An 11,706-nucleotide genomic window follows, 5' to 3' on the forward strand; every position below is an offset into this window, starting at 1 on the left:
GCGGCCTCTCGGTCACCTGGGGCCGCATCGAGTCCGGGCACGCGCCCAACGTCATCCCGCAGCGCGCCGAGCTCTCCGGCACGGTCCGCTGCCTGGACCTGGCCGCCTGGCGCGAGGCCGCCGACCTGGTGCACGCCGCGGTCGACGAGGTCGCCACGCTGCACCGCGCCAAGTCGGAGATCACCTACGTGCGGGGCGTCCCGCCGGTGGTCAACGACCCGACCGTCACCGACCTGCTGTGGGACGCGATGACGGCCCGCCGCGGCGCGGACGCGGTGGAGGGGACCGAGCAGAGCCTCGGCGGCGAGGACTTCTCCTGGTACCTGGAGGAGGTCCCCGGCGCCATGGCCCGTCTCGGTGTCCGCACCCCCGGCGACCGCCTGGTCCGCGACCTCCACCAGGGCGACTTCGACGTCGACGAGTACGCCGTCACGGTCGGCGTCGAACTCTTCACCGCGGCCGCCCTGCTCGACGCCGCCCGCTGAGCGCGCGCCCGCCGTCCTCCGGCGCCCACCCGGCGCCGGAGGTCTGTCCGTTACCTCCGGAAACGGCCCGTCCTGTTACTGGTCCGTAACCCTGGGGTGACCGGTTTGGCCCCGAGTCGGCACGGTTCGATAACAGCCGGGGCAGCGAAGTTCCCTCAGGTTTCTACGCGCGTTACTGTCGCAGCGGTTTCGCCATGGGAGCGGGCCGGCAAGGCGGAGCGGGCCGGAGACGGTGCCGTGAGTTCGAAGGGGTGCTTGCAGTGCGTCTCATTTCTCGTAGGAACAGGATCACCCGCGCGGCGGTGACCGTCGCGGTGGTGGCGCTGGCCGCCGCCGGCTGCGGCGAGAGCAGCAAGTCCGCCAGCACGGGCGGCGACAAGGAGTCCGGCACGTACTCCGGCAAGGGCATCGGCCTGGCCTACGACATCGGCGGCGAGGGCGACCAGTCCTTCAACGACGCCGCGCACGCCGGCTTCCTGAAGGCCGACGAGGACTTCAAGATCGGCGGCCAGACCTTCGAGCCGGCCGACGGCGAGGCCGAGGCCGACAAGGTCCAGCGCATCGAGAACCTGGCGAAGCAGGGCTACAACCCGGTCATCGGCGTGGGCTTCATCTACGCGCCGGCGATCAAGGAGGTCGCCGCCAAGTACCCCGACACCACCTTCGGCATCATCGACGACGAGTCGGTCCAGGCCAAGAACGTCGCCTCCATGGTCTTCAGCGAGGAGCAGGCCTCCTACCTGGCCGGCGTGGCCGCGGCCAAGGCGTCCAAGACCGGCACGGTCGGCTTCATCGGCGGCGTCGACATCCCGCTGATCCACAAGTTCGGCGCCGGCTTCGAGCAGGGCGCCAAGTCGGTCGACCCGAAGATCAAGGTCATCGACAAGATCCTCACCTCCACCCCGCAGGAGGGTGGCTTCTCCAGCCCCGACAAGGGCCGTGAGGCCGCCAACGGCCAGATCGAGGCCGGCGCCGACGTGCTGTACCACGCCGCGGGCCTCTCCGGTCAGGGCGTCATCTCCGAGGCCGCCAAGAACAAGGTCTGGGCCATCGGCGTCGACTCCGACCAGTACCAGCAGGACGCGCTGAAGGAGTACAAGGACTACATCCTCGGCTCCGCCACCAAGAACGTCGGCGGCGCGGTGTACGAGCTCGCCAAGTCCGTGTACGAGGGCAAGCCGCTGAGCGGCGCCATCCGTGGCGACCTCAAGTCGGAGGGCGTCGGCTTCGCCGACTCCAACCCGAAGTACACCGAGATGACCGAGGTCGTCGAGGCCGTCGACAAGGCCAAGCAGGACATCATCGACGGCAAGGTCACCGTCAAGACCTCCTGACGCACGGGCTCCCGTGCGCTGCGCCCCTCGCCCCCGGTGAGGGGCGCAGCGCTGTGGGACCACCCGGTCCTCCCCGGCCACTTCGGCCACGTGCGCGCACGCACGCGAGGATCGGTTCACCGACGGTTCTACGCGCGTTACCCTTGCGCGCGAACGAATCGCGGTACGCCTTCCGGACAGAGCGGGACCGGAGGGCATGGCCAAAAGAGCGCTGTAATGGCAGCGTTACGGCCGCGGAACGGACAGCGGGCAGCCTCGGCTTCCGTCCCGGCCCGTGGTACCACCCGGAACGGCAGGGGCGCCGGACGCGGCTCGCGGCAGGCGCCCTTCTCCCCCAGGTTTTCTCCAAGGAGTGTGCGCCATCGACGCGTCCAGCAGCCCTCCGCAGACCGAGCGGGCCACCGCGGTCGAGCTGGCGGGCATCACTAAGCGGTTCCCCGGCGTCGTCGCCAACCACGACATCCGGCTCCGCGTCCACGAGGGCACCGTCCACGCCCTCGTCGGCGAGAACGGCGCCGGCAAGTCGACGCTGATGAAGATCCTCTACGGCATGCAGAAGCCGGACGAGGGCACCATCACGGTCGGCGGCACGCGGGTGAGCTTCTCCTCGCCCGCCGACGCCATAGCCCGGGGCATCGGCATGGTCCACCAGCACTTCATGCTGGCGGACAACCTCACCGTGCTGGAGAACGTGGTGCTGGGCAGCGAGAAGCTGCACGGCATCGGCGGCGCGGCCCGGCGCCGGATCCTGGAGATCTCCGAGCGGTACGGCCTGGGCGTCCGCCCCGACGCGCTGGTCGAGGACCTGGGTGTCGCCGACCGGCAGCGCGTGGAGATCCTCAAGGTCCTCTACCGCGGCGCCCGCATCCTGATCCTGGACGAGCCGACCGCCGTCCTGGTCCCGCAGGAGGTCGACGCGCTCTTCGACAACCTGCGCGAGCTCACCTCCGAGGGCCTGTCGGTCATCTTCATCTCCCACAAGCTGGGCGAGGTCCTCTCGGTCGCCGACGACATCACGGTGATCCGCCGCGGCACCACGGTCGGCACGGCCGACCCGAAGGAGACCACCGCCCGCAAGCTCGCGGAGATGATGGTCGGCAGCCAGCTCCCCACCCCGGAGACCGCCGAGTCCACCGTGACGGACCGTCCGGTCCTCACCGTCGACAGCCTGCGGCTGGAGGCCGAGGGCGGCCGTGCCGTCCTCGACGACATCACCTTCACCATCCACGCGGGCGAGGTGCTCGGCCTCGCGGGTGTCGAGGGCAACGGCCAGACCGAGCTGATCGACGCCCTGATCGGCCTGCGCCCGGCGGACTCCGGCACCATCCACCTGGAGGGCGAGGAGATCACCTCCTGGGCCACCCGCCGCCGCCGTGAGGCCGGCATCGGCTACATCCCCGAGGACCGCCACCGGCACGCACTGCTGCTGGACTCCCCGCTGTGGGAGAACCGCATCCTCGGCCACGTCACCGAGGTGCCCAACGCCAAGGGCTTCTGGCTCGACCCCAAGGGCGCGCAGGCCGACACCCGGCGCATCGTCGCCGAGTACGACGTCCGCACCCCCGGCATCGACGTCACGGCCGGCTCGCTCTCCGGCGGCAACCAGCAGAAGCTGATCGTCGGCCGCGAGATGAGCCACGCCCCCCGGTTCCTGATCGCCGCCCACCCCACCCGCGGCGTGGACGTCGGCGCGCAGGCCGCGATCTGGGACGTCATCCGCGAGGCCCGCCGCGAGGGCCTGGCGGTGCTGCTGATCTCCGCCGACCTGGACGAGCTGATCGGCCTGTCCGACACCCTGCGGGTGATCTACAACGGCCGCCTGGTCGCCGACGCCGACCCGTCCTCCATCACCTCGGAGGAACTGGGCTCCGCGATGACCGGAGCCGCCGCGGGCCACCTCGAGCACACGGAGGCGCCCTCGGCCGCCTCCACCGCCCCCGCCGCCCCGGAGGACGAGGCACGATGAAGAAGTTCGACAAGGAGCGGCTGCTCCTCGCCGCGGCGGGGCCGGTCATGGCCCTGGTCGCGGCGATCCTGCTGACCTCGGTGGTGCTGCTCGTCTCCGGACGCAACCCCATCGAGCCGTACGCGATCATGGGCGAGCAGCTCGCGTTCTCCGACGTCCAGGTGCTGATCGTCAACCAGGCGTCGCTGTACTACATCGCCGCCCTCGCGGTCGCCCTCGGCTTCCGGATGAACCTGTTCAACATCGGCGTCGACGGCCAGTACCGCCTCGCCGCCATGATGACGGCGGTGGTCGGCGCCAACGTCGCCCTCCCGGCGTTCCTCCAGATCCCGCTGCTGCTGCTGGTCGCCGTGCTCACCGGCGCCTTCTGGGCCGGCATCGCGGGCGTCCTGAAGGTGACCCGGGGTGTGAGCGAGGTCGTCGCGACGATCATGCTCAACTCGATCGCCACCGCGCTGATCCTCTACCTCACCCAGGCGGACACCTGGGGCGTGCAGGTCGGCAACAACCGGACCACCGGCGAGATGCACAGCTCCGGCTGGATCCCGGGCATCGACCTCGGCCCCGACGTCGGCGAGGTCTACGGCCTGGTCTTCCTCGCCGTGGTTCTCGGCGTCCTGTACTGGATGGTCCTCAACCGCACCCGGTTCGGCTTCGACCTGCGCGCCTCGGGCCAGTCCCCGGAGGCGGCGAAGGCGTCCGGCGCCGACGCCAGGCGGATGACGCTCACCGCCATGCTGATCTCCGGCGGCGTGGCCGGCCTCTCCGGCCTGCCGCTGCTGCTCGGCGACGCGCACACCTACGACCTGAGCTTCCCCGCCACGCTCGGCTTCACCGCGATCGGCATCGCCCTGCTGGGCCGCAACCACCCCGGCGGCATCGCGCTCGCGGCGCTGCTGTGGGCCTTCCTCGACAAGGCCTCCCAGGCGCTGGACTACGCCCAGCCGGAGCCGTACGAGAAGGAGATCGCGATGATCATGCAGGGCGTGATCGTGTTCGCGGTCGTCATCTCCTACGAGGTGGTCCGCGTCTGGGGGCTGCGCCGCCAGCAGAAGCGCGTCGGCGAGGAGCTCGCCGCAGCCGCGGCGGCCGCCGCCGGCACGTCCGACAAGGGTGACAAGACCGAGAAGGAGGTGGCGGCCCGATGAGTACCGCGACCGTCGCCAAGAACCGGCCGGCCGAGAACCGGCCCGCCAAGGCCGTGAAGCCCGGCCGCCGCCGGATGTCGCTGCCCATGGTGCTGCTGCTGGTCGCCGGCGCCATCGTGCTGGTCTCCGTGGTCCGCATGATCACCGGCGCCCACGGCATCACCTCGACCGGCCAGATGTCCACCGCGCTGCGCCTGGCCGTGCCGATCGGTCTGGCCGGCCTCGGCGGCCTGTGGGCCGAGCGGGCCGGTGTGGTCAACATCGGCCTCGAAGGCATGATGATCCTCGGCACCTGGTTCGGCGCCTGGGCCGGCTACCAGTGGGGCCCGTGGACCGGCGTGGTCTTCGGCGTCATCGGCGGCTGCCTCGGCGGCCTCCTGCACGCCATCGCCACCGTCACCTTCAAGGTCAACCACATCGTCTCCGGTGTGGCGCTGAACATCCTGGCGCTGGGCATGGCCCGCTACCTGTCCAAGTACGCCTTCGAGGGCGTCGAGCAGGGCTCTTCCAAGCAGTCCCCGCCGATCGAGTCGCTGGGCACCTTCGACGTGCCGGGCCTCTCCGAATGGCTGACCACGCTCAACCAGAAGCACTGGTTCGTCGTCTCCGACGTCGCCGGACTGCTCGGCGGCATGATCACCAACCTGTCGCCGCTGACCGTCGTCGCCCTCGCGCTGATCCCGCTGACCTGGTACGTCCTGTGGCGCACCGCCTTCGGCCTGCGGCTGCGCTCCTGCGGCGAGAACCCGGTCGCCGCGGAGTCGCTGGGCGTCAACGTCTACAAGTACAAGTACATCGCGGTGATCATCTCCGGCGGCTTCGCCGGTCTGGGCGGCGCCTTCCTGTCGATCGTGGCGTCCAACGTCTACCTCGACGGGCAGACCGCCAACCGCGGTTACATCGGCCTCGCGGCGATGATCTTCGGCAACTGGATGCCGGGCGGCCTGGCCCTCGGCGCGGGCCTGTTCGGCTACACCGACAGCCTCAACCTGCGCGGCGGCACCACCAACGTCCACGCCCTGCTCCTGCTGGTGGCCCTGCTGCTGGCCGTGGGCATGGTCTACCTGGTGTGGCGCAAGCGGTACCTGCCGGCGCTGATCACCGCCGTGATCGCCGCGGTGATGTACCTCTGGTACGCCAACACCACCGAGGTGCCCTCGCAGCTGGTCGCCGCCAGCCCGTACCTCGTCACCCTGCTGGTGCTCTCGCTCTCCGCGCAGCACCTGCGGATGCCGAAGGCGGACGGCCTGCCGTACCGCAAGGGCCAGGGCGGATGACGGCGCCGACCACCGGCGCCGACCCGGGCGGCTTCGACTGGGACGCCCTGCGGGAGGTGGCGTACGCGGCGATGACCCGCGCGTACGCCCCCTACTCGGGGTACCCCGTCGGCGTCGCCGCCCGGGTGGACGACGGGCGCGTCGTCTCCGGGTGCAACGTGGAGAACGCGTCCTACGGGCTGGGCCTGTGCGCCGAGTGCGGCCTGGTGTCCGACCTGCAGCGCACCGGGGGAGGACGGCTCACCCACTTCACGTGCGTGGACGGGGAGGGCGCCGTGCTGGTGCCCTGCGGGCGCTGCCGGCAGCTGCTCCACGAGTTCGGCGGCCCGGACCTGCTCCTGGAGACCCCCGAGGGGATCCTCCCCCTCTCCGCGATGCTCCCGCAGGCCTTCGGCCCCGGCCACCTCACCCAGGGCCCCGGCGCCTGAGCCCGCCGCCCTGCGGGCGCGGGGCCGGGGCGGCGCCCGGCCGAAACGCAGGACCACCGCAACGAAGCGAGAAGAAGGGGGCGTCATGGACGCCATCACCGTCATCCGCGCCAAGCGCGACCGCACGGAACTGACCGACCGGCAGATCGACTGGGTCGTCGACGCCTACACCCGTGGCGAGGTCGCCGACTACCAGATGGCCGCCCTCAACATGGCGATCCTCCTCAACGGCATGAACCGTCGCGAGATCGCCCGCTGGACCGCCGCGATGATCGCCTCCGGCGAGCGGATGGACTTCTCCTCCCTCTCCCGCCCCACCGCCGACAAGCACTCCACCGGCGGCGTCGGAGACAAGATCACCCTTCCCCTCGCCCCGCTGGTCGCCGCCTGCGGCGCCGCCGTCCCGCAGCTCTCCGGCCGCGGACTCGGCCACACCGGCGGCACCCTCGACAAGCTGGAGGCCGTCCCCGGCTGGCGCGCCGCGCTCTCCAACGAGGAGATGCTCGCGATCCTCGACGACGTCGGCGCCGTGATCTGCGCCGCCGGCGCGGGCCTCGCCCCCGCCGACCGCAAGCTCTACGCGCTGCGCGACGTCACCGGCACCGTGGAGTCGATCCCGCTGATCGCCTCCTCGATCATGTCCAAGAAGATCGCCGAGGGCACCGGCGCCCTGGTCCTGGACGTCAAGGTCGGCTCCGGCGCCTTCATGAAGACCCTGGACGACGCCCGTGAGCTCGCCACCACCATGGTGGGCCTGGGCCGCGACCACGGCGTGAACACCGTCGCGCTCCTCACCGACATGTCGACGCCGCTCGGCCTCACCGCCGGCAACGCCCTCGAGGTCCGCGAGTCCGTCGAGGTGCTGGCCGGCGGCGGCCCCTCGGACGTCGTCGAGCTGACCCTCGCGCTGGCCCGCGAAATGCTCACGGCGGCCGGACTGCCGGACGCCGACCCGGCCAAGGCCCTGGCCGACGGCTCCGCGATGGACGCCTGGCGCCGCATGATCCGGGCGCAGGGCGGCGACCCGGACGCCCCGCTGCCCACCTCCCGCGAGCAGCACGTGATCACCGCCCCGGCCTCCGGCGTGCTGACCCGCCTCGACGCGTACGGCGTCGGCGTCGCCGCCTGGCGCCTCGGCGCGGGACGCGCCCGCAAGGAGGACCCCGTGCAGGCGGCCGCCGGCGTCGAACTCCACGCCAAGCCGGGCGACACGGTCACCGCGGGCAGCCCGCTGATGACCCTGCACACCGACACCCCGGAGCGGTTCGCGTACGCCCTGGAGTCCCTGGAGGGCACCTACGACATCGCCGCCGCGGGCACGGACTTCACCGCGCCGCCGGTGGTGCTGGAGCGCATCGGCTGAGCCGGACAGGCGCGCGGCGAACCGGACCGGTGGGACTCCCGCCGGTCCGGTGCCGCGTGCGGGGACCGGCTCCCGACGGGAGGACGAGGGGAGGACGACGGGGGGACGACGGGGGAAAAAACCGCCGGTGAGCGGGCCCGGAGGCGCCCCGGACACGGGGCCGGCTTCCCGGCCGTCCGGCCCCGGCCGGTGAGCCCCGCCGATGAGTCCCGCGGCTTCCTCCGGTCTACCCGTGCATGAGGGACCCGGAGGTCGTCGTGCGTGTACCGGGCGAGCCCGTCGGCAAGGACGGCGTCGCCCGGCTCTGTGACGTCGCGCGGGAAGGACTGGCCCACGGCGCGGCCGTGGTGGTCTGCGACGTCCGCGCGGTGCGGCGGCCGTCGCTCGGCGCCGTCGACCTGATCGCCCGCCTCGCGCTCACCGCCCGGCGCGGCGGGGGCCGCCTCCTGCTGCGCGGCCCCGACCCGGGGCTACTCGCCCTTCTCGACCTCGTCGGGCTGGCCGTCGGCGTCGAGATGCCCGGCGAGACCGAACAGCGGGAAGAACCGCGCGGTGTCGAGGAAGCAGTGCATCGCGGCGATCCGCCCCTGTGACACCTCCAGCACCTGCACCGCCCACGGGCTGAACCCGCCCCGCTCCGGGTCCGGCTTGTACTGCGCGTACCCGGGCAGGCCGTTGACCTCCACCGGCAGCAGCCGGGAATCGGCGCAGCCCGCGCCGATCGTGGTCATGAAGCCGGTCATGTCCGACGCGCCCCGCAGCCACAGGTCGAACGGCGGCATGGTCATGATGGCGTCCTCGTGGAGCAGCGCCGTCAGCGCCGCCATGTCGTACCCCTCGAAGGCGGCGACGTAGCGCTCCAGCAGCTTCTGCTGCTCCTCGTCGAGCGGGTCCGAGACGTCGCCGGGACGCTCCTGGGCCCGCTCCGCGAGGGTGGCCCGGGCGCGCTGGAGGGCGCTGTTCACCGAGGCGACGGTGGTGCCCAGCAGCTCGGCCACCTCACCGGCCCTCCAGGCCAGCACCTCCCGCAGGATCAGCACCACGCGCTGCTTCGGCGGCAGCTCCTGCAGCGCCGCCATGAACGCCAGCCGCACCGACTCCTTGGCGACGGCCCGCTCGGCGGGGTCGGAGACGTCCGGCAGCACCCGGGCGTCCGGCGCCGGCTCCAGCCAGGTGTGGTCGGGGCGCGGCGAGAGCGCGGCCTGGGCGAGCGGGGTGGCGGCGGTCAGGTCCACCGGCCGGGCCCGCTTGTTGCCGGCGGACAGCATGTCCAGACAGACGTTGGTGGCGATCCGGTACAGCCAGGAACGGAGACTGGACCGCCCCTCGGTACGCCTCTTCCGTCCAGCACTTCGGAAGCTACCGCAGCCCACTGACAACGTCCTGCTGACAGGGGAAGTCGCAGGTGGGCGCGGTGGCGCCGGGAGAGCTGCGTCAGGCGGCCACAGCCGGCCGGCGTGCCGCCAGGGTGCCCAGCAGCGTGATCCCCGCGACGCCGGCCACGGCCAGCAGCCCCACGGCCACCGTGCCGCCCCAGCCCGCCGCGTGGAAGGCCACCGCGCCGACGGTGCTGCCGACGCTCGATCCGACGTAGTACGCCGACTGGTACAGCGCCGCCGCCTGGGCCCGCCCGTGCAGCGCCGTCCCGCTGACCGCGGAGGACGCCGCCGAGTGCCCGGCGAAGAAGCCGCCGGTGACCAGGACCAGGCCCAGCAGCACCGCGGGAAGCCGGTCCGACAGCGAGACCAGCAGGCCCGCCGCCGTGAGCGCGCCGGAGAGGTACAGGGTGCCCCGGCGGCCGAACCGTCCGACCAGCCTCCCGGAGGCGGAGGCGGACACCGTGCCCACCAGGTAGACCAGGAAGACCGAGCCGACCACGCCCTGCGGGAGGGAGAAGGGCTCCTGCGTCAGCCGGTAGCCGATCACCGTGTACACGCCGCCGAACACCGTCATGAACAGCGCGCCGATCGCGTACAGCCGCCGCAGCAGCGGGTTGCCCAGGTGGTCGCGCACCGTGCGGACCACCACGCCGGGCCGCAGCGAGCCGCGGGTGAAGTGCTTCGGCTCGGGCAGCAGCATCCGGAACGCCACCGCGCAGGCCACCGCAAGCACGCCCAGCACCGCCAGCGCCACGCGCCAGCCCCACTCCTGCGCGACCCAGCCGGTGAGGACCCGGCCGCTCATCCCGCCGACGCTGTTGCCGGCCACGTACAGCCCGATCGCGGTGATCAGGGCCCGCGGCCGCACCTCCTCCGCCAGGTAGGCGGTGGCCGACGCGGGCAGACCCGCCAGCGCCGCGCCCTGGACCGCGCGCAGCGCCACCAGCACGCCCAGCGAGGGCGCGAACGGCACCACCAGCCCGATGCCGACCGCCACGGCGACCGCGCCGGTCATCGTGGCGCGCCGTCCGAACCGCTCGGAGAGCGCGCTCATCGGGATGACGAACAGCGCCAGCCCGCCGGTGGCGGCCGCCACCGTCCACGACACGTCGCTGACCGAGGAGCCGTAGCTCGCGGAGATCAGCGGCAGGAGGGCCTGCGTGGAGTAGAGGAGGGCGAAGGTGGCCACACCGGCGAGGAACAGCGCCAGGCTCATCCGCCGGTAGGCGGGGGTGCCCAGGTCGACCCGGGTGTCCGGGGCCGCGGCGGGCGCGGCGGAGGCGGCGGGCGAGGCGGAGGGGGTGGACGACGGGGAGGGGACGGTGGTGTCGGATCCGGCGCCCACGCGGGTGGACGCCTCGGTACTGGCGGCAGGCATGGTTCGACCGTACGAACGGTCCTGCTCATCCGTCCAATGCATGGATTGGCCATAATCGTTCCCGTGGTGCATCAGCAGAGGTCACAGGAGTGGCTGTCACAGACCGGTGACGTGGAAGACACCGTCACGAACCTCGTCCCGCGGCTCGCCTACTTCGCCGGGGTGGCCCGGACCGAGCACGTCACCCGGGCCGCCCAGGAGATGCGGGTGCCGCAGTCGACGCTCTCCCGCGCCGTCGCCCGGCTGGAGGAGGACCTCGGCGTCGACCTGTTCGCCCGGCGTGGCCGGACCGTCTCGCTCACTCCCGCCGGGCGGACCTTCCTGGCCTCGGTGGAACGGGCCCTCGCCGACCTGGAACGGGCCGCCGAGGAGGTCCGGGCGGACGCCGACCCGGCGGTCGGCAAGGTGGCCTTCGGATTCCTGCACACCATGGGCGTGGAGACGGTGCCGGGGCTCATCCAGGCGTTCCGCGCCGACCACCCCCGGATCCGGTTCAGCCTGGTGCAGAACTACGGCGAGGCGATGCTGGAGGGCCTGCGCCGCGGCGAACTCGACCTCTGCCTGACCTCGCCGGTGCCGGACGCCCCCGACCTGGTGGCCCGCCGCCTCGACGAGCAGAAGCTCCGGCTGGTGGTCCCCGCCGACCACCGGCTGGCCTCGCGCCGGAGGATCCGGCTCTCGGAGGCCGCGGAGGAGACCTTCGTGACCCTGGAGGCCGGGTACGGGCTGCGGCGGATCACCGACGACCTCTGCGCCCAGGCCGGTTTCCGCCCGCGGGTCGCCTTCGAGGGCGAGGAGGCGGAGACCCTGCGCGGTCTGGTCGCGGCGGGCCTCGGCGTCGCCCTGCTGCCGCCGCCCGCCTTCCCCCGGCCCGGTGTCGCCGAACTGTCCGTCACCGCGCCCCGGGCGGTCCGTGAGATCGGCGTCGCCTGGCTCGGCGGCCACCCC

At 72.5% G+C, this 11,706-nt stretch carries 10 protein-coding genes and 1 pseudogene; 9 read left to right on the forward strand and 2 right to left on the reverse strand.

Annotated features, from left to right (window positions below; genetic code table 11):
* The 8 genes from HW445_RS07475 to HW445_RS07510 form a co-directional block, all read left to right on the forward strand.
* A partial coding sequence (locus tag HW445_RS07475) for a M20/M25/M40 family metallo-hydrolase (RefSeq protein WP_180220235.1) occupies positions 1–485 on the forward strand: 485 nt, incomplete at its 5' end.
* A gap of 269 nt (positions 486–754) precedes the next feature.
* The gene (locus HW445_RS07480) at positions 755–1,819 is read left to right on the forward strand and encodes a BMP family protein (RefSeq protein ID WP_180220243.1); all 1,065 of its coding nucleotides are present in this window, start codon (positions 755–757) and stop codon (positions 1,817–1,819) included.
* A 352-nt stretch (positions 1,820–2,171) separates the two neighbouring features.
* On the forward strand, positions 2,172–3,785 hold the full coding sequence (locus HW445_RS07485; protein WP_180220236.1) for an ABC transporter ATP-binding protein: 1,614 nt from the start codon (positions 2,172–2,174) through the stop codon (positions 3,783–3,785).
* Positions 3,782–4,933 (forward strand): ABC transporter permease, encoded by a 1,152-nt coding sequence (locus HW445_RS07490; protein ID WP_180220237.1) that lies wholly within the window; start codon positions 3,782–3,784, stop codon positions 4,931–4,933. Before HW445_RS07485 ends, HW445_RS07490 begins: the two co-directional genes overlap by 4 nt.
* On the forward strand, positions 4,930–6,210 hold the full coding sequence (locus tag HW445_RS07495; protein WP_180220238.1) for an ABC transporter permease: 1,281 nt from the start codon (positions 4,930–4,932) through the stop codon (positions 6,208–6,210). Before HW445_RS07490 ends, HW445_RS07495 begins: the two co-directional genes overlap by 4 nt.
* Positions 6,207–6,638 (forward strand): cytidine deaminase, encoded by a 432-nt coding sequence (locus tag HW445_RS07500; protein WP_180220239.1) that lies wholly within the window; start codon positions 6,207–6,209, stop codon positions 6,636–6,638. Before HW445_RS07495 ends, HW445_RS07500 begins: the two co-directional genes overlap by 4 nt.
* An 85-nt stretch (positions 6,639–6,723) precedes the next feature.
* Positions 6,724–8,001: a thymidine phosphorylase gene (locus HW445_RS07505; RefSeq protein WP_180220240.1), complete on the forward strand. Its 1,278-nt coding sequence runs from the start codon at positions 6,724–6,726 to the stop codon at positions 7,999–8,001.
* A 236-nt stretch (positions 8,002–8,237) separates the two neighbouring features.
* Positions 8,238–8,594: an STAS domain-containing protein gene (locus HW445_RS07510; protein WP_257230913.1), complete on the forward strand. Its 357-nt coding sequence runs from the start codon at positions 8,238–8,240 to the stop codon at positions 8,592–8,594.
* On the opposite strand, the pseudogene HW445_RS07515 reads toward HW445_RS07510, so the two are convergent.
* A pseudogene (locus HW445_RS07515) lies at positions 8,478–9,329 on the reverse strand (sigma-70 family RNA polymerase sigma factor); the annotation flags it as partial. The gene HW445_RS07510 and the pseudogene HW445_RS07515 overlap by 117 nt on opposite strands.
* 106 nt (positions 9,330–9,435) lie before the next feature.
* Positions 9,436–10,758: an MFS transporter gene (locus HW445_RS07520; protein ID WP_180220241.1), complete on the reverse strand. Its 1,323-nt coding sequence runs from the start codon at positions 10,756–10,758 to the stop codon at positions 9,436–9,438.
* Positions 10,759–10,821: 63 nt separating this feature from the next.
* Here HW445_RS07520 and HW445_RS07525 point away from each other — a divergent pair.
* Positions 10,822–11,706 (forward strand): LysR family transcriptional regulator (locus HW445_RS07525; protein ID WP_180220242.1); only part of this gene is annotated, 885 nt, incomplete at its 3' end.

The sequence above is a fragment of the Streptomyces sp. UH6 genome, from assembly GCF_013421635.1.
GTDB lineage: Bacteria > Actinomycetota > Actinomycetes > Streptomycetales > Streptomycetaceae > Streptomyces > Streptomyces abyssomicinicus.